Source organism: Corynebacterium sp. LK26, from assembly GCF_014335085.1.
Taxonomy (GTDB): Bacteria; Actinomycetota; Actinomycetes; order Mycobacteriales; family Mycobacteriaceae; genus Corynebacterium; species Corynebacterium jeikeium_D.
Window position 1 is genome coordinate 77,084 of the sequence record NZ_PDHB01000001.1, and the last position, 18,173, is coordinate 95,256.

Annotated in this window: 15 protein-coding genes; 3 read left to right on the forward strand and 12 right to left on the reverse strand. The window is 60.4% G+C overall.

Annotated features, from left to right (window positions below; all coding sequences use genetic code 11):
• Positions 1–70: 70 nt before the first annotated feature.
• Positions 71–1,633 carry a lipase family protein gene (locus CRD13_RS00330; protein ID WP_049170527.1) on the reverse strand — a complete coding sequence of 521 codons (1,563 nt, stop codon included), beginning with the start codon at positions 1,631–1,633 and terminating at the stop codon, positions 71–73.
• A 249-nt stretch (positions 1,634–1,882) separates the two neighbouring features.
• Here CRD13_RS00330 and cobG point away from each other — a divergent pair, with 249 nt between their 5' ends.
• The 3 genes from cobG to cobJ are packed head-to-tail and all read left to right on the forward strand — an operon-like array spanning position 1,883 to position 5,334.
• A complete protein-coding gene (cobG, locus tag CRD13_RS00335) occupies positions 1,883–3,058 on the forward strand; it encodes a precorrin-3B synthase (RefSeq protein ID WP_065419943.1) in 1,176 nt (391 codons plus the stop codon).
• A gap of 11 nt (positions 3,059–3,069) precedes the next feature.
• Positions 3,070–3,720, forward strand: coding sequence for a precorrin-8X methylmutase (locus CRD13_RS00340; RefSeq protein ID WP_048734062.1), 651 nt, complete (start codon positions 3,070–3,072; stop codon positions 3,718–3,720).
• A gap of 3 nt (positions 3,721–3,723) precedes the next feature.
• Positions 3,724–5,334 (forward strand): precorrin-3B C(17)-methyltransferase, encoded by a 1,611-nt coding sequence (gene cobJ / locus CRD13_RS00345; RefSeq protein WP_048734064.1) that lies wholly within the window; start codon positions 3,724–3,726, stop codon positions 5,332–5,334.
• A 3-nt stretch (positions 5,335–5,337) separates the two neighbouring features.
• On the opposite strand, the gene CRD13_RS00350 is transcribed toward cobJ, so the two are convergent.
• From CRD13_RS00350 to pafA, 11 genes are all read right to left on the reverse strand, one after another.
• On the reverse strand, positions 5,338–6,078 hold the full coding sequence (locus tag CRD13_RS00350) for a cobalt-precorrin-6A reductase (RefSeq protein ID WP_048734066.1): 741 nt from the start codon (positions 6,076–6,078) through the stop codon (positions 5,338–5,340).
• On the reverse strand, positions 6,066–6,839 hold the full coding sequence (cobM, locus tag CRD13_RS00355; RefSeq protein ID WP_048734069.1) for a precorrin-4 C(11)-methyltransferase: 774 nt from the start codon (positions 6,837–6,839) through the stop codon (positions 6,066–6,068). Before cobM ends, CRD13_RS00350 begins: the two co-directional genes overlap by 13 nt.
• 46 nt (positions 6,840–6,885) lie before the next feature.
• On the reverse strand, positions 6,886–8,112 hold the full coding sequence (cbiE, locus tag CRD13_RS00360) for a precorrin-6y C5,15-methyltransferase (decarboxylating) subunit CbiE (protein WP_187401158.1): 1,227 nt from the start codon (positions 8,110–8,112) through the stop codon (positions 6,886–6,888).
• Positions 8,109–8,873 (reverse strand): SDR family NAD(P)-dependent oxidoreductase, encoded by a 765-nt coding sequence (locus CRD13_RS00365; protein ID WP_048734074.1) that lies wholly within the window; start codon positions 8,871–8,873, stop codon positions 8,109–8,111. Before CRD13_RS00365 ends, cbiE begins: the two co-directional genes overlap by 4 nt.
• Positions 8,874–8,905: 32 nt before the next feature.
• Complete coding sequence (locus tag CRD13_RS00370; protein ID WP_070429701.1) at positions 8,906–10,021, reverse strand: Xaa-Pro peptidase family protein; 1,116 nt, start codon at positions 10,019–10,021, stop codon at positions 8,906–8,908.
• 89 nt (positions 10,022–10,110) lie between these two features.
• Complete coding sequence (locus CRD13_RS00375) at positions 10,111–12,897, reverse strand: RNA helicase (RefSeq protein ID WP_187401159.1); 2,787 nt, start codon at positions 12,895–12,897, stop codon at positions 10,111–10,113.
• A 24-nt stretch (positions 12,898–12,921) separates the two neighbouring features.
• Complete coding sequence (gene tatC, locus CRD13_RS00380; RefSeq protein WP_187401160.1) at positions 12,922–14,148, reverse strand: twin-arginine translocase subunit TatC; 1,227 nt, start codon at positions 14,146–14,148, stop codon at positions 12,922–12,924.
• 18 nt (positions 14,149–14,166) lie between these two features.
• On the reverse strand, positions 14,167–14,478 hold the full coding sequence (gene tatA, locus CRD13_RS00385; protein WP_048734080.1) for a Sec-independent protein translocase subunit TatA: 312 nt from the start codon (positions 14,476–14,478) through the stop codon (positions 14,167–14,169).
• Between the two features lie 74 nt (positions 14,479–14,552).
• On the reverse strand, positions 14,553–15,587 hold the full coding sequence (locus CRD13_RS00390; protein ID WP_187401161.1) for a YafY family protein: 1,035 nt from the start codon (positions 15,585–15,587) through the stop codon (positions 14,553–14,555).
• Positions 15,587–16,615: a WYL domain-containing protein gene (locus tag CRD13_RS11110; protein WP_187401162.1), complete on the reverse strand. Its 1,029-nt coding sequence runs from the start codon at positions 16,613–16,615 to the stop codon at positions 15,587–15,589. Before CRD13_RS11110 ends, CRD13_RS00390 begins: the two co-directional genes overlap by 1 nt.
• A gap of 43 nt (positions 16,616–16,658) precedes the next feature.
• Complete coding sequence (gene pafA / locus CRD13_RS00400) at positions 16,659–18,119, reverse strand: Pup--protein ligase (RefSeq protein WP_049189969.1); 1,461 nt, start codon at positions 18,117–18,119, stop codon at positions 16,659–16,661.
• Between the last annotated feature and the right edge of the window lie 54 nt (positions 18,120–18,173).

Here is an 18,173-nt window from a genome sequence, read left to right on the forward strand (position 1 = left end):
GATTTTCACCGAGCTTCTCGTCAGCGGCATGGCAGTGGATTTCTCCATCACTCTACTGCAGGGGCTATTGCTAGAGTTCCAGCGACTGCTCCGCCGGCTGATCTGGGAAGTGGGACCAGAGGAAGTCGGTGGCATTAGTCAGTTCCGCGAGCATCGGAACGATATGGTTAATGCCCGTCTTCGGTAGCACCGGTGAAGTCGTGTTTTCGACGTACTCCAGGTCGGTGAAGCCGAGATTCAGCCAGGAATCGCGCAGCTTGCGAACCTGGTTGATGGGGATGATGTCATCATGCTCACCCGAGTAGAGGTACACCGGCGCATTTGGGACGAAGTTGCCGACGCGCTGGCGTGCGAGTTCCTTCTGTACCGGCTCGTAGCGCTTAATCATCTCGCTGAGTGACTCACCGCTAGTCGTGTACTGGTCAGTGGTTTCAAACGAGTGATGGAAACCCAAGCCACCCGCGCAGTAGTTGCCCACGTTGTCCAGCAGTTCTTTGCCTTCGGGGCTGATTTCTTCCTTGAGGACTCGGCGCAGCTCCGGATCCTTATCCAGGACAGAATTGATTGCCAGTGCAATCGCGGCGGTCAGCGTAGTGCCATCAATCTGGTCGAGGACGTTTGCGAGATCGGACGGCGGGCCGCCGGCGGCAGATGCGGCGACGTTGAGCTCTGGAGCGTAGACACCTGCACGCTCAGCGGCTGCAGCGGCTGCGGAGCCACCCTGGGAGTAGCCATAAATTCCCACGGGCGCATTTTTGTCCACGCCGAGCTCGTGTGAGGCAGACACGGCATCAAACAGTGACTGTGCCGAGGCGATGTTGTCGACGTAGTCCTGGTTACCCTGGGAATTGCGGTGGTGGTCGATCATCACCACAGTCGCGCCTCGCTTCAAGTTCGCGACCATCGGGATCGTCTCGTATGGAGCAATAATGTCCAACGGACCGAACTCAATCTTTAGGCCGGTCTGCGAGGATACCGAGGGGTCGCACTTTTCCGCGCCACCCTGCGTGCCCGGCGCGATTGCGACGACCGGACGCGGACCGCTGCCCTTCCACTCCGTCTTCGGCGTCACCACAAGGGCTGTGTCCACACTGGGATTTCCGAGGGAATCCGTGGAGTTGTAGTGAATACGCTTGGCATCCACATTCCACAGCTTGTCGTTCACCATCATCTCGGCATCCTCACTGCTGACCAGCATGCCGGCATTTGCCGTGCGCGACGGGGTCAGCGGCAGAGAATTCAGCGGAGAGGCTGCGGCCACGCGAGCCTGTTCCGGGGTCAGCTGCCTGCCTGCGCCCTCGCTACCAGACTCCTCATCGTCTTTCTCGATGCCGAGTAGCCTCTCCATATTCGGGTTCGGTACATGGCCGAAACCAGGCAGTTCGCGGTTTGCGCTTGACGACGACACCTTATCCGCCAGCCCACTATCCGATAGGCCCGGGATGTTTAGTGGCTGTGCGTTTGCAGGTGTAGCCAGGCCGATGGTCATAAGACCTGCTAGCGCTACCCCGATTCCCGTTCGGATTGTGCGACGGTTTCGTCGTGAAGCAGAGCGTGTCTGTGTCGAGGCACGGCCGGTGCCGACGGTGTCGTGTGCCTCGTGCGTGAGTGCTTCAGCGTCGTGATGTGGCATGAAATCTCCTGAATAACCCCAGATTGAAAACCCAATGAAAACTTCCCTTAATTCAGAGGAAGTTAGGTTATGAAAACAATAAGGTTTTAAAAAGGTAGATCGGTGGATTTTCAGTGAAGAATTTGTATGTTTTTGCGGAGGGGTATGAAAACTCCACTTCAGGATGGTTTCGTTGGGCTGGAAAGGGGCTGGATAATGTGCCCCTGTTTTCGGGGGCTCAGCTCTGTGTGTTTGCGTATTCTTGAGAGTATGACTGCATCTGATCAAGGAACCCGCACTCGTCAGGACGGTTGCCCCGGCAGCCGCAAGGTTCATATCGCAGCTGATGGCGCAATTGGTCGTCTGCGCTTCCCCGGAGGCTTTCTCCCCGCGCCGGGCTTCGCCGTACTCGCCGATTTGGCCGAGAATTTCGGCGACGGTGATATTCACTTCACCTCCCGCGGCAATGTTCAGATCCGTGGCATCACCAACACCGGCGCATTCGCCGATGCCGCGGAAGAAGAGAAGCTGGTTCCCTCCACCAGCCACGACCGCGTACGCAACGTTCTTCAGTCGCCGCTGTCCGGTCGCGTCGGCGGTAAAGCTGATGTGCGCGACCTGGTTCAAGAGTTCGACAAGGCCCTCATCGCGGAGCCGTCGCTGGCAACACTGCCAGGTCGCACACTCATGGCTTTCGACGATGGCCGCGGTGACGTGCTCGGTGAGCGCCCCGACTTCGGTGTTGTCGCCCACGATGAGAACACGTTCGAACTCATCATTGGTGGCGCGACCTCGGGGCTTGTCGTCTCGCGTGACGACGTCGTGGAGGCTCTCATCACCACAGCGAAGGTGTGGAATGACAGCCGTGGTTCAGCCTGGCGCATCGCCGAAGCCAATGCGGCCGAGCGCGTTGCTGATGCCGTAGTCGAGGAATTGGGCGCGCGAGTTCGTCGCCAGGAGCCGACTCCGGCTGAGAGCTTCGATGCCACCGCCGGGCTGTCCCGCCAGATCGGTTGGATTGACCAGCCGGATGGCCTGGTTAGCCTGGCCGCTGGCCTGCGCTTTGGTGTCCTCCCGGCGCGTCTGGCCCGAGCGATCTCGCACACTCAGGTGCCGGTGCATATCACTCCGTGGTACTCGCTGATCCTGCATGATTTGGAAGAGGAAGTTGCCGAACAGGTCGTCAAGGTATTGGCGCCCAATGGTCTGATCTTCGATCGGAAGTCCACCTGGCTGCGCGTCAGCGCCTGCACCGGACGCCCCGGCTGCAAAAAGTCTCTGGCTGACACCCGCGGCGATGCTTCTCACGCAATTGCCGATGGCCGACTGCCCGAGGGGCGCGTGCACTTCTCCGGTTGTGAGCGTCGCTGCGGCAAGCCCAAGGGCGGTTACTTCGACTATCTCGCCACCGGGGACGGAGAATACGAAGTCACTGCTGTGGACTAGGCTTTAAGCCTATGAAGCGCTTTGAGTACAACACCGACGGTGCGGATATTTACCGTAACTCGTTTGCCATCATTCGCGAAGAAAGCGATCTTTCCCGCTTCGATGCCGATGAGGAAACCGTCGCTGTCAGAATGATTCACGCAGCAGGTCAGACCGACCTGGCCAAGGACATCGTCTTTTCCACGGGAGCTGTGCGCGCAGCTCGCCAGGCTCTCGAGGAAGGCGCTCCTATCTTCACCGATGTCAACATGATCGCCTCGGGTATTACCCGCAAGCGCTTACCTGCTGACAACGAGGTCATCTGCCTGCTGCGTGATGAGCGCGTCCCCAAGCTGGCTCAAGAACTCGGCACCACGCGCACTGCTGCCGCCGTGGAGCTGTGGAAGCCACGCCTAGAGGGCGCGGTTGTCGCCATCGGCAACGCTCCCACCGCCCTCTTCCACCTGCTCAACCGCATTAATGAGGGCTCCTTCCCCATGCCCGCTGCCATTTTGGCCATGCCAGTGGGCTTCGTCGGTGCCGCGGAATCAAAGCAGGCCACTATCGACTCCGGTGCCGAAAACCCAGAGCTGAAGTACATCACCGTCACCGGCCGTCGCGGTGGCTCGGCTATCACCTGTGCTGCCCTCAATGCCATTGCGACCGCAAAGGAGATCATCTAAACCATGTCCGGCTCCTACAGTGCTCAGCCTGGTCATCTCTACGGCGTCGGACTCGGTCCCGGCGACGCAGGTCTCATTACACTCCGCGGTGCCGACATCATCCGCACAGCCGATGTCATCGCCTACCATGCAGGAACTCACGGACGTTCCACGGCGCGCTCAATCGCCGCCGAACTGATTGACGCGCGTGACGACGCTGCCGTGGAAGAGCAATTGCAATACCCGGTGACCACCGGGCGCCCAGTCGACTACCGCGAGCAGCTCGCCGGTTTCTATGCAGAGGCCACTGCTCGCCTGCACAAGCACTTGGCCGAGGGACGAAGTGTTGCAGTTCTTTCGCTCGGTGACCCGATGCTCTATAGCTCGTACCAGCATCTGCATCACGCCCTCAGCGAGGACTTTCCCACTGAGATTGTCCCTGGAGTGGCCAGCATTACTGCGGCGGCAGCAGAGATTGGTCAGCCGCTCGGCGAGGCTACCGAAATCGTCAGCGTTGTTCCCGCCACCGCTGATTCCGAGCGCATCGCTGCGGTTCTTGACGCCTCAGACTGTGTAGTCATTATGAAGCTGGGGAAAAACGTTGAGAAGGTTCGTACAGCGTTGCAGTCCGCAGGCATGCTCGAGCGCGCCTACGTTGTCGAGCGAGCAACCATGAATGAGCACACCAGCTACCCGCTGGCCGATGCAGACCCGGAGAAAGTTCCGTACTTCGCAGTAGCCGTCGTGCCTTCCGCTGTCTACGGAACTGAACGGAGTGTTTCTGGGGCGCCTGAGCCAGCTAATGATGCGGCGAGCGATACAGTCACCGATACGGCGACTGAGTCGGCTGCCCCAGCAGTTGGTGAAGTCGTCGTTGTCGGCCTAGGCCCGGGTGCGGAGCGCTGGACCACCCCAGAAGTCACCGAGGAACTGGCCCGAGCCACGGATCTGGTGGGCTACTCCACCTACATCAACCGGGTTCCTGAGCGCGCCGGGCAACGCCGCCACCTCTCAGACAACCGCGTAGAGGCAGAGCGAGCCACTATGGCGCTGGATATCGCCAAGCGTGGAGGTCGAGTTGCGGTGGTCAGTTCCGGTGACCCGGGGGTCTTCGCTATGGCGGCCGCAGTGCTGGAAGTCGCTGATGACGATATGTGGCGAGACATTCCAGTTCGAGTCGTGCCAGGCATGACTGCGGCTCAGGCTGTCGCAAGTCGAGTGGGCGCTCCCCTTGGCCATGACTTTGCGATGCTCAGTCTCTCCGACAGGTTGAAGCCCTGGGAGGTCGTCGTTAAGCGAGTGCGTGCCGTAGCCGGAGCAGACATGGCATTTGCTGTCTACAACCCGGCATCCAAGTCGCGGAGATGGCAGATTCGAGAGCTACGCGCATTGGCCATGGAGTACCGCGAACCGACAACGCCTGTGATTGTGGCACGGGCAGTTGGCTCGGAGCAGGAAAACGTTACCGTGACCACGTTGGCGGAGTTCGATCCGGATGTCGTCGATATGCGAACCATGGTGATTATCGGTTCGTCGTCGACCAAGGCGTATCGTGCCGGCAAGACCACTCGGGTCTACACCGCACGTCACTACGGTGAGGGCGGCACCAGCGGAACTGGCGAGTTGCTGCGTTAGCCGCTACGCCCGGCGGATGACGGCGTTGTACGCCTCATCCACCGTTGTGGCGACGGTGGCGATATCCGCGCCGGGCAGCTGCGGGCGCTGCACGATAACGACCGGCTTCTTTAGGTCGCGGGCTGCCTCAATCTTTGCGTAGGTAGCAGCACCACCGGAGTTTTTGGTCACCACGCAGTCCACGGCGTAATCCCGCATGAGCTTGCGCTCCGCTGCGACATCGTAAGGCCCACGGCTGAGAATAATCTTCCGATTCTTCGGCAGCGGCGGCGCGGGCTGTTCCACACAGCGAATGAGGTAACGGCCGTTGGAGTCACCGGCAAATGGAGCAAGCTGCTGACGGCCAATAGTGAGAAACGGGCTGTAGAAACGGTCGGCAACAACGTCCGCGGCCTCCTGCATAGAGGACACCTCAACCCAGTTGTCGCCTGGCTGCTTCTCCCACGCAGGGCGATGCAGCGCCACGAGCGGAATACCGGTGGCTCGGGCAGCTTCAGCAGCAGATTCGCTGATCTGTTCTGCATACGGATGCGTGGCATCGATGATGACTTCAGTGGCATCGGAGATTAGCCATCGAGTCAGTCCTGCGGGACCGCCAAAACCGCCGATACGGACATTGCCGACGGGCAGCTTGGGGTTGGAAACGCGACCGGCCAGTGACGAGGTGACAAACCAGCCCTCGCCCACTAGGCGCTTGGCCAGGGCGCGGGCTTCAGCAGTTCCACCCAGTATTAGTGCACGCATGGGATGGTCCGTCCGTATTCATCGCGTGGGCGATCATCGCTGTAGAGGTAGCTATCCGGGAACGCCTCGGCGGTGAGCACCTTGCCGACAATGATGACAGCCGTACGAGTCACACCTGCATCCTTGACCTGCTGCGCAATATCAGCCAGCGTACCGCGGAGAATAACCTGTTCCGGACGGGATGCGAAAGCTACCACTGCCACCGGGCCGTGCTCACCATAATGCGGGGTGAGCTCCTCAACCACACGGTCAATATCGTGGGCGGCCAAGTGAATGCACAGGGTCGCGCCCGTGCGACCGAAGTTCTCCAAGGTTTCGCCCTCCGGCATCTTGGAAGCGCGCCCGGAGATACGAGTCAGCACCACTGACTGACCAACGGTTGGCACCGTGAGCTCGTGGCCCAGAGCGGCCGCCGCCGCGGAAAATGCCGGCACACCCGGAACGATTTCGTAGTCAATGCCGAGCTCGCTGAGACGACGAACCTGCTCTGCCAGCGCCGACCACACCGACGGGTCACCGGACTGCAGGCGTGCGACATCCTTGCCCGCCGCATGTGCCGCCTGAATGGTCTCGATGATGGTATCCAGCGGCATACGCGCGGTATTGATAATCTCTGCGCCCTCGGGGCAGTTTTCCAGCACCTCAGGCGGGACAATCGATCCCGCGTAAAGACACACTGGGCAGGAACGAATAAGCCGGTCCGCGCGCAGCGTCAGCAAATCCGCTGCCCCCGGGCCTGCACCGATGAAATACACAGTCATTGTGAGTTACAGAGTCCTCAATATTTTCTAGACAGAGATATTACGTCTATGGTAGCGCAGGCGCTACTGGCTTCTCCGCCACCCACTGCACCACCGGCAACGCAGGGCGCCACGCAGTGAAACTGCCGACTGCACCTGCGCGCTCCACGGAAAGCCGGGTGACATCCCCGCCATAGTCGCGACGCGCCTGCCACAGCAAAGCCTCCGACTCCAGCGTCACGGTGTTTGCGACGATGATGCCACCCGGGGCAAGGCGTTGCCAACAGGTTTCAATCATTCCGTCAGCAGTGAGACCTCCGCCGATGAAAATGGCATCTGGGCGAAGATTCGAGTCAGCCAAAACCCCCGGCGCTGCGCCGTGGTGGACGGTCACATTGCCAGACAGAGCCGCCACATTCTTAGCAATTCGCTCTGCACGAACAGCATCGCGCTCGAAAATTTCCGCACGTCCGCCGTGCCGAGCCCACTCAATGCCAATCGACCCCGTGCCACCGCCGACATCCCACAGCAGAGCTCCCGGCCGCGGATCCAATGCAGCGACCGTCATTTGGCGAATCGGCGCCTTCGTCAGCTGACCATCCGAATCAAAGTCACCGTCGCGCAGCCAGCCGCGCGCGCTTCCCGACGGCTCCACCGCCAGCACCGTGAGGTTGCCAGCTGGAACTGGTGGGTTCGCCACCGTGCCTGCGGCAACGGACTCCGGCAGCCCTGTAGCTTCCGTGCCGCCGAGATTGGTCAGCGCGGTGAGCTTGGTGTCTGGGCGGTCGGCTAAAACCGTAGCGACCTCTTTCATTGAGTCCGCGTTTCGGCACAGCACCAGGAAGGGCCGTAGTGAATCCGCTACCGGTACCACACGCGCGGCTCCAGGTAGCCCCGGCTCCCCTGTCACCAGCGAAATCACCGGAGTGTCATGCAAGGGCCAGCCGAGGTAGGCGCAGGCCAATGAGGCTGACGATGGCGCTGGAATAACCTCCACGGCGCCACGGCCGAGCTCCCGAACCAGGGACGCGCCGACACCGTGGAACATGGGGTCGCCACTGGCGAGGATGACATCGACTGCGGGGTCAATATCTGCCAGGGTGGCCTGCCAGTCCTTCCAGAAGCCACCTGGCCAAGGTGAGAGGTCGGCGTCCAGGTTGACGTCGGCAAGCAAATGGAGCTGACGGGGAGAGCCAATGATGCGGCGAGCCGACGACAACGCCTCGACAGCGCGGGCGGATAGACCAGGGTACCCGTCGCAGCCGATGCCGACGACGCGAAGCTTTGGGCTCATCGGGGCATCTTGCGCCAAATCCAGCGCGGAGTCAGATGTGTGGCGCGTGCGAGCAATGCCAATTTACGCGGCACCCAGACGTGGGGCTTCCGACCGTCGAAAGCAGTGACGGCGGCCTCCGCGACCTCGGCGGGGCGCGAGGACATCGGCGCTGGCTTCATGCCTTCGGTCATGCGGCCGATGACGAAGCCCGGCCGGACAATCGTCAGCTGAATATGGCTCCCGTGCAGGCGGTCCTGCATGCCCTGGAGGAAACCATCGAGACCGGCCTTCGCCGAACCGTAGACGTAGTTGGCGCGGCGCACGCGGGCACCTGCGATAGAGGAAAAGGCCATGATGCGGCCCGCGACCTTATCGCGCACAGGCAGCGTGCCGGAGGCGATGTCGGACTCCATGCGCGCGACAAGCTCAGTGAGAATCGATGCCTGTGCTGTGAAGTCGGTATGAATGACTGCCGCAGCAGCCTCGCCGGACTCCTCACACTTCCGCTGATCACCGAGGATACCGAACGCGACAATCACCGTGTCGATGGGACCGTGCTGCCAGGCGTGCTCGACGAACTGGCGGTGTGCCGCGATGTCATCGGCATCAAAGTGGATGCGGTGCACCGCGACGGCACCGGAGTCGATGAGCCGACCGGCAATGCCGTCGAGCGCCTCAGTGCGGCGCGCAGCGAGCGTGAAGGTGTTGTGGTTGGCCAGTCGCGCGGCAACTTCCCCGCCAATCTCGCTGGTGGCACCAAGAACGAGTACGTGTCCCATGCGCTAGAAAATACCTTTCCTCTAAACCTCGATTAGACGGTAATTAAATCGTGCGGACCATTATTGACCGATTCTCCGCCGTCTTCGGTGACAACGATGATGTCTTCCAGCCGCATACCGAACTCACCCGGCAGGTACACACCCGGCTCCACCGAAAACGCCATGCCAGGCTCGAGCTTGAGCTCATTGCCAGCCATAATGAACGGCTCTTCATGCGTGGACAGGCCAATGCCATGACCAGTGCGGTGGATGAAGTACTCGCCGTAGCCCGCAGCGGTGAGGCTATTGCGCGCAATCGCATCGATCTCTGCAGCCGTTATACCGGGGCGCACCGCCGCCACGGCAGCTTCCTGCGCCTTGCGCAGAGCCGTCCACGCTGCAGCTTCCTTCTCCCCCGGCTTGCCGACGACATAGGTGCGCGTGCAATCGGAGTGGTAGCCAAGCGGCAAGGTGCCTCCGATATCGACGACCACCACGTCGCCTTCCTCGATGACGCGGTCGGAGAAATCGTGGTGCGGATTCGCGCCATTTTCAGCGGAGCCGACAATGACGAAGTCAATGGCGACGTGCCCCTCCTCCAGGATGGCAGCCGAGATCTCGTCGGCGACCTCGCGCTCAGTGCGACCTGCGCGCAGCATGCCCGGCACACGAGCGTGAACGCGGTCAATAGCGGCGCCGGCCTCGCGCAGCTGTTCAATCTCAGCGGCGTCCTTGCGCATGAACAGTTCCTTCAGAAGGTCTCCGGCCAACACAGTTTTAGCTCTGGTGAGATCCTGAATGGGAATCAAGTGGTCAGCGGTCAAAGAGGCTCCCACTGCGAGGGTGCCCACGTGGCCCACCAAGTCGGCGACAATGCGGTGCGGATTCTCTCCGTCTTCCCACAACACCACATCGGCGTTGAGATCACCGATAGCGCACAGCGGCAGATCCCCGCGCTCCACGGCGGGCAGTACCAACGTGGTGGTGCCGGATGCAGTGACCACCAGCGCGGTCAGGCGTTCATGCGAAGTGACCGCAGAACCAATGAGATACTGCAGGTCAGCGCCGGTTCCAAAGACTGCAGCGTCCGCATCGCGGCTGCGGAGTAGCTCCGCAGTGCGATCCAGACGCTGCTGATAGATGTCAAAGCTAAAGATACCGTTGCTCATAGTTGCCAACTGTACCCGTCGGCCTGTGCCCGTCGCCGGTTGAGTGGCCTCGGGGCGACGAGGCTTCGGCTGACCAACGTAACCGGCAACTAATTGTTCAGCGCCACTACGCCCCTGCGAATTGCCTGAATAGCCTCGGCGGACTTGTCGCGAATGTCCGTGGAGTAGCCCGTCTTCTTGATCTGCTGCAGCAGGTCAATGACCTGACGGCACCAGCGGACAAAGTCACCTGGAGTCAGCTCCGCGCCACTCTCGGCGGCGGCTTGCAGGCAGTACCCCAGCGGTGCACCCGCAGTCCACTGATGAATTGCCGTAGCAAAAGCCATATCCGGCAAGTCCGTTACCGGCAGCCGGTAACGGCGCTCATCCTCCGACAGTTCCTCCCAAATGCGATAAGTATTCCCCAGCGCCTTGGCCAGCGGCTCGGTAGGCACCTCGTCACTGCCTTGACTGGCCTTGCGGTTTTCAAAGACCAAGCTCGACACCGCACCGGCCAGTTCCGCGGGGTCCAGGTCATCCCAAATACCGCGGCGCAGACACGTGGCCACCAGCAAATCCGAGCCGTTGTGAATCTGCGCCAGCCGCAGGCCTTCCTCGGTAATTGTCGGCTCCGCGCCCTCCCGCCATTCCACGTAGTCCATTTGTGTTAGCAACTGCAGCATGCGGTCGAATGTGCGCGCCAATGTATCCGAGGCGGAATCGACGCGCTTTTGCAGCTTGGCCACATGCGCCTCGGCCTGCCGCAGCGTATCGGCGTGACGAGCCATCGTCTCCACCGCAGGATCGCCATGTAGCGGATGCTCGCGCAGCTCCTGGCGCAACTTCCTCACCGCCGGCGAGTTGCCACCAGTGCGACGCTTCAGCCTCTTTGGTCCCTTTAGCCCCTTGCGGCCAATCTCTGCGCGCACAATTCCGAGCGCACGTCGCGGATGCCGGTCCGCATCCCGAGGCAGCTTAATCGCGCCGACCGTCTGCGGCGCCGCTGGGAAGATATGCGGCTCCACACGCCCCACGAACCCGCCGACACTGATGACACCGGGACGTGGATTCGACTTCGAATGGTCCTCTCGGTACACCACCGCCAACTGCACCTTCTTACCCTTCGGCAGCGGAATAACCTCGCCTCGACGGAGTCTGCGCAGCGCGGTCACTGTTTCCGTATGGCGGTCTTCAATATTGCGGCGCTTGGCGTTCTTCTCCTCCTGGGTCAGCTTCGCGCGCAGATCCAGGTATTCAAGCATCTGGGTCAGGCGCTCGTCGTCACGCGAACTGCCTTCCTCGCTTGACGACGACGCTTCAGCCTCCGACCCTTCAGCGTGTGCGTCGGCTCCCCTGCCGAGCAATTCCGCACGCAGGGCCGCGGCTTCCTGCTTGGCCTTGGATAGTTCGGCGGCAACTCCGACGATGTCGCCATCCGCCTGGAACTGGGCGAATGAGCGCTCCATGACGCGCTTCGAGCCGTCGTAACCGAGCGTCTGCAGGAGGTTGACGCTCATGTTGTAGCTCGGCGCGAAGGTGGAAATCAGCGGATATGTGCGCGTAGATGCCAGCCCTGCGACAGCCTTCGGATCCATTGCCGGGGCCCACTGCACCACTGCGTTGCCGACAGTGTCGATACCGCGGCGGCCAGCGCGACCGGTCATCTGCGTGTACTGACCCGGCGTGAGATCCACATGTGCTTCGCCGTTGAACTTGACCAGCTTCTCCAGCACGACCGTGCGGGCAGGCATGTTGATGCCCAGCGCAAGCGTCTCGGTGGCGAAGACAACCTTGACCAGGCCTTCGTTAAAGAGCTCTTCCACAATGTGCCGGAACGCCGGCAGCATGCCCGCATGGTGCGCCGCAAAACCACGGATGAGAATGCGGCGCCAGCGCAGGAAACCGAGAACCTGCAGATCTGCCTTCGGAATGTGTGCAACACCGTCATCGATAATCTTGGCGATGCGCTCCTGCTCATCCCGGTCGGTGAGCTCTGCGCGCGTAGCACCGACCTGCGCCAGCGCGCCTTCGCAGCCCGCGCGGGAGAAGATGAAAACGATCGCGGGCAGCATGTTCATGGAGCCGAGCATGCGGATAACATCGCCGCGCTTCGGCGGGCGGAATTTGCGCTGCCCCTTATCACCCCAGCTATACGAGCGGCCACCCCCCTTGTGCTTTTTGTACTGGTAACGCTCCCTGGAGCCGGCGTCCCCGTAGCCGAACTCGGCACGACGGCACGCCTCCAACAGGTCCTGATTGACCTTGTCCGACTTCGCCTCGAAAAGCGGATAGAGCCGATTTCCCACCAGCATGTGCTGATGCAGTGGAACTGGGCGCAGATCCGTGACAATGACGTCCGTGTGCCCGCGCACCGTGGAAAGCCAGCGGCCGAACTCCTCGGAGTTGGACACCGTCGCGGACAAACCGATGACGGCCACGGACTGGTCGAGGTTTAAAATAACCTCTTCCCAGACAGCGCCGCGCTCGCGGTCTGCGAGGTAGTGAATCTCGTCCATCACCACATGCGTGAGCCTCTTCAGCGTCGGCGAGTCCGCATAAATCATGTTGCGCAGCACCTCGGTGGTCATCACCACGATGTCCGCGTCGCCATTAATAGAAGTGTCGCCAGTGAGCAGGCCTACGCGGTCCTCGCCGTAGTCCTCGATTAGGTCGTGGTACTTCTGGTTGCTCAACGCCTTGATAGGTGTGGTGTAAAAGCACTTGCCACCGCGCTCAAGAGCTGCATAAATAGCGAATTCGCCAACAATGGTCTTGCCCGCACCGGTGGGTGCACAGACGACAACGCCCCGCCCTGCCTCAATTGATTGGCAGGCGCGGAGCTGAAAGTCGTCAAGATCGAAATCCTGTTGGCTGACGAAATCGCCGAGAAGAGTCATGCATCTAGAGTGTCATAAACCGCGCTAGAGAACATCATCAAAGTCGCTCGTCGGACGATTTCGCAAGTCCTGCGTCGGCATCGGAGTCTCCGGAATCATGCCCTGTGGCCGTGGTGGACGCGAATTGCGAGTAGGACGCATCTGGGATGCCCGCGTCGGCGTCGGCGCGTTCACTGGCGTGGGGCCAGAGACCGGAGAGGTCGTCGGGGCCGCTGATGCCGTCGGCATGCCGCCCGGCTGAATCGACGTCGGCGCACTTACTGAAGTCGGGGCGTCAATGCCGCCCACATCACCGATACCGCCGGCGGAGCCAATCGGGCCGGACGCTGTAATGGGTCCGGAGCCTTGCTCGTCATCGACGTCCAACCAATCAGGTCGCTCATTTGCTTTACGACGGTCATGGAGACGACAAATCTGGATTGCGATTTCCACCAGCAACGTCAGTGCCGTTGCCATTGCGACCATGGATATTGGTTCCTGCCCCGGAGTCATGAAGGCCGCAAAGATGAACAGCGACATAATGATGATGCTGCGCTTGTCCTTGATGCTCTCGTAGGTAACGACACCGGCCATGTTCAACATGACCAGGAAAAGCGGAACCTCAAAGCTCACGCCAAAGCAGACGATGAGCGCCAAGAGGAAACCGAAGTATTGCGAACCGGTGAGTGCAGAAATTTGCGTCTCTTCACCAATCTGGAGCAAGAACTCCAGACCGATGGCGACAACGTAGTAGGCCAGGACGGAACCCATGACAAACAGCAGCGCGGCGGCAGTCACAACTCTGCGCGTGGTGCGGCGTTCCTTCCGAACCAAGCCGGGAGTGATGTAGGCCCAAATCTGGTAGAGCCACCATGGCGACGACATCACCAGACCGGCCAGCGCACCGACCTTCAGACGCAGCATGAACATTTCAAACGGACTGGTCGCCAGCAGACGACACTCCGCGCCTTCACCACCGCCGAGACGCATCTCGGGTGGAAGCTGACAGTACGGATCCTTGAGCAACTCGCCCAAGGACTTAAAGTGCAGAGGACCGATATTTGTCGAGGTAAACGGTATGCGGAACTGGCCAATGGTAAAGGCGGTCTGATACCAGATAAACCCCACAACAGTGCCAATGGCAATACCAGCGAGGGCGAGAACGAGGCGACGTCGGAGCTCTTGAATGTGCTCGACAATAGTCATCACGCCCTCGGGATTGCGCTTACGCTGGCGCTTCCGAGGACGTGATGTGGATGTAGCTGAAGTCACGCTTCAACCGGCCTTCTACTACTGCTGCGGCTGGCCAGGGTTGTTCTGGCCAGGCTGCGGCTGGTACGGCTGCTGCGGCTGAGCCTGCGGTGCCGGCTGCTGGTACTGCTGCTGCGGCTGGTACGGCTGCTGTGGCTGGGCCTGCGGAGCCTGCTGAATTGCAGCCTGCTCCTGGTGCTCGTCATCGTTGCGCATTTCCTTGACTTCGGACTTGAAGATACGCATGGAGCGGCCGAGCGAACGTGCGGCATCCGGCAACTTCTTTGCACCAAAGAGCAAGACAAGAACGACCAGGATAATGATGATTTCCCAGGGACCTAGGTTCGGCATCCGCTTAGAGACCTTTCAAATGAATACAAATACAAGTGGCAAGTTGCCACATCGTGCGCGATTTAAGCTTTGATTTAAGCCTTGTCGTTTCGACCATACTCTGCCAAAGCTTCGCGGGCTCGCGCAACAACGGCGTTTTTCAATTTTAAGGGCTCAGCGACCGTTACGCTCGGTGAACGGCGGAGCACAAAGGAGACTGTTGCGGCCAAGTCGGACATCGGCACGTCAGCGACAAATTCCGACTGCCCTAAGCCTTGGTCAGAGACCAGTTCGGTATCCTCTTCTTCTTCTCCCTCATCTTCAGTAAAGAAGACCGGTTCATAGTCTGCGATCCAGGTGGCGTCGGCGTCGATAAGCACACTTGCCCATTCGGACGTTCCCGTTTCCGCACCAAAGGCGTGGGGATCACGGATATCGAAAGGCTCGGGGCGGTGGAAACCGGCGGGAGTGTCGAGGACCTCGGCGGCCTCCAGGCGGTCGACGCGGAAGCTCTTCTGGCGACGGTCTTCCTGCGCACGGTCCACAGCACGGAGGTACGTCGTGGATTCAACTGTATAAACGTTGACACAGTCAAGCTCACGGACTGTAATCTGCCCTGAGGCATTCCGGTAGCGCACCTTCAACACCTTGCGCTGATGCAGCGCGGAATAAATCTGCTCAGAAAAGGAAAAGGCCTTGCCATTTTCCGCAGCGGTCGAGTCAATGATGGGGACGTTTATCCCCAGAGCACTGCGTAGTTTTGTCGCGGCCGTCTGCGCGGCCTCGGAGGAAATGGCGGCTGCGGAGTCCTCGATGGTTTCCAGGATGAGCAGCAAGGTCGCGGTTTCTTCGGCTGTGAGCGCACGTGGCTGGCTGAGCACCTTTGCCTGAGGGCGAATACGGACATCAAAGCTGTTGCGGTAATCAACTTCAAAAGCCCGCACTCCGAGGAGTCCCGGCTGGTCGATGTCGGCAATCTGCTCCACGATTGCCCGAATTCGGGCGAAAGGAATGGCCAGCTCGGTAGCGGCCTCTGTCATTGAACGGTGCTGCGAAAAATACGGTACGACCGCCAACAACTCGTCGACACTGACATTCGCGTCAAGTTCCCGGGCTGCATGCACTGTCATTAGTTGCCCTCCAAAGCGTTCTTCGCACCATTCAATCCGCCATGGCGAGCGAGTACCTGCTCCAACCGAGCAATAATCTCCGACCGTGCCTCTTCAGGTGATTCCACAATCAAATCCGGTGCGTAACTCAAACCTGTGGACACAATCTCACTCACAGGTGCCGCTGGCAGCTTGTAGCGCCCATCCCCCAACGCGGTCGCTTTCATCACCACATCAGCGCAGGTATTCGGAGCGATACGAACAACCGCCTGATAGGTCTTGCCACCGCGGTGCAACATGTTTTCCGCAATCTGTTGCAAGTCACCATCGGGCATTGGCTGGGTCGCCGACGTCCCTGTATCCGACACATCGCGGATACGGCTGAGCCGGAACATACGCGGCGCCTCACGCTGCGGATCAAAGCCCAACACATAAAAGCGCCCGCGCAGGTTAATCAGACCCCACGGCTCCAGCATGCGCAGTTCATCATCCACGCCGTACTGGCGGGAGTACCACATCTCCACTGTCCGGCGCGGCGAGGTCATCGCGGTCAGCAGTGTGCTGAAATCCACTCGACTCATATCCACCGCATCGGCCACCACCACCGACTCATCCGGCTTCGCAATGGCGCTGCGCTGCGCAAACGATGCGAGCTTCCGCCACGCCGCCACAGCCGTCGAGCTCAGCTCCTCCGAACCAAACGCCGCATTCGCCGCCTGGAAAACCACCGAAGCCTCCGCTTCAGTGAACTCGGGGTCGTGCTGGGGCCACCGTAGTCTGTTCAGGCGCAGACGTTTGACCTTATCGCCCGCGCTTGACGACGAAACCTCCACCGGGACCCCGGCTGCCAGGAGTGCCGCGGTGTCCGCACGTAAATAACGAGCCCGGGAATCCTCGGAAACACGGGAGTAACCCTCGACATGTTTGGAGATCCACGACTCGCTGACCCACCCGGTGTCGTCGGCAAGCGCCAACAGCAGCTGAACCTGACGTTGGTTCTCACTGATCGCAGCGGATCCGGGGTTTTCCGATACCGGTGAGACAGACACGACTGTGGGGCTCCTTTTCCTGGGGCAGTTTCCGGGGACGGAACTAGTTATTCGAATCCGTATCCGAGGTCTTCTTCGCGGCCGTCAGAATCTCGATCATCTCATTGACCTCATCGTTTTCCGTGGCAAAGGGGTCGCCGAGCATAGTGGAGATGGGATCGTCGCCGGAGATTTTCAGGTGTGTCCAGTCCACTACGGTCTTCAAACTGGAGTCTTCGGCTGCAACGAGGAAATCACCGCGCAGCTTCGCACGAGTAGTTGGCGGTGCGATGCGGACCGCCTCAGCGACCTGCTCATCGGTAATCCACCGTGAGGCAATACCACGGGCTTCCAGCGCGCGGAAGATGCCTCGGCCGGGACGGATGTCGTGGTAGGCCAAGTCGATTTGATGAAGCTTGGGGTCCTCCAGCGTTAGACCGCGGTCCAGGTAGCGCTTCATGAGCGAGTACTTAATGGCCCAGTCAATGTCGTGCTCAATGAGAGACCAGTCACCGGTTTCCACGGCATCGAGCGCGCGACCCCACAGCTCGACAATGCGGCTCATTTCTTCGTTGGACGTGCCGGCACCGGCAATGCCCTTGTCCTCGTTGACCATGTTTTCTTCGCGGACCTTCAGCCACTCCGTCGCAGCGTCCAGGAACTCGCGTTGAATCTGCAGTGCGGTGGCAGTTTCGCCACTTCGCAGTGGAATCTCGGCCTTGCCGGTCATATCGCGGCTCACCGCACGGATGGACTTGATTTCGTTGGCGACTTCGAAGTCCGGCAACTTCACGCCGGCTTCAATCATCTCCAGTACCAGCTGAGTGGAGCCAATTTTGAGCGCAGTCGTCGTCTCACTCATGTTGGAGTCGCCCACGATGACGTGCAAGCGGCGGAATCGGTTGGAGTCCGCGTGTGGCTCATCGCGAGTGTTAATAATCGGCCGGGAGCGGGTCGTTGCACTGGAGACCCCCTCCCATACATGATCCGCGCGCTGCGAGAAGCAGTACTGAATCGGATCGTTGTGATACGGCGAGGTTGGGTACGGCAGGAAAATCTTCCCCGCGCCACAGATGAGCTGTCGCGTAACCAAGAAAGGTAGCAGCAGCTTGGACAGGGACTTCAGTCCAAGTTCACGGCCAACCAGGTAGTTTTCGTGACAACCGTAGGAGTTACCGACGGTATCAACGTTGTTCTTCAGCAGGTAGACCTTGCCACCGATGCCCTCGTCGGCAAGCTCTGCTTCAGCCTTTTCAGCGAGTTCATTCAAGATGACCTCGCCCGATCGGTCGTACGCGACCAGCTGCGAGACCGAATCGCACTCAGCGGTGGCATACTCCGGGTGGCTTCCGACATCGAGGTACATACGACCAGCATTGGGGGTGAAAATGTTGGTTGCCCCGTACTTAGCGATCACTGGGCGGAACATGTAGCGGGCAATCTCATCCGGTCCCAGACGGCGCGAGCCATCCAGCGTCAGAGTGATGCCGAACTCGGTCTCAATACCGGTGATGCGTCGGGTCAACGCCTGTGCCGGTACCGGTGTCGGCGTTGCTTCCGGCTCCTGCTGCCCTACCTG

Coding starts and splice junctions, on each gene's coding strand:
- CRD13_RS00330 (WP_049170527.1), bottom strand. CDS start 1,633: ATGCCACATCACGACGCTGAAGCACTCACGCACGAGGCACACGACACC.
- cobJ (WP_048734064.1), top strand. CDS start 3,724: ATGTCCGGCTCCTACAGTGCTCAGCCTGGTCATCTCTACGGCGTCGGA.
- CRD13_RS00390 (WP_187401161.1), bottom strand. CDS start 15,587: ATGACAGTGCATGCAGCCCGGGAACTTGACGCGAATGTCAGTGTCGAC.
- CRD13_RS00375 (WP_187401159.1), bottom strand. CDS start 12,897: ATGACTCTTCTCGGCGATTTCGTCAGCCAACAGGATTTCGATCTTGAC.
- cbiE (WP_187401158.1), bottom strand. CDS start 8,112: ATGAGCCCAAAGCTTCGCGTCGTCGGCATCGGCTGCGACGGGTACCCT.
- CRD13_RS00340 (WP_048734062.1), top strand. CDS start 3,070: ATGAAGCGCTTTGAGTACAACACCGACGGTGCGGATATTTACCGTAAC.
- CRD13_RS00370 (WP_070429701.1), bottom strand. CDS start 10,021: ATGAGCAACGGTATCTTTAGCTTTGACATCTATCAGCAGCGTCTGGAT.
- cobG (WP_065419943.1), top strand. CDS start 1,883: ATGACTGCATCTGATCAAGGAACCCGCACTCGTCAGGACGGTTGCCCC.
- tatA (WP_048734080.1), bottom strand. CDS start 14,478: ATGCCGAACCTAGGTCCCTGGGAAATCATCATTATCCTGGTCGTTCTT.
- CRD13_RS00350 (WP_048734066.1), bottom strand. CDS start 6,078: ATGCGTGCACTAATACTGGGTGGAACTGCTGAAGCCCGCGCCCTGGCC.
- CRD13_RS00365 (WP_048734074.1), bottom strand. CDS start 8,873: ATGGGACACGTACTCGTTCTTGGTGCCACCAGCGAGATTGGCGGGGAA.
- cobM (WP_048734069.1), bottom strand. CDS start 6,839: ATGACTGTGTATTTCATCGGTGCAGGCCCGGGGGCAGCGGATTTGCTG.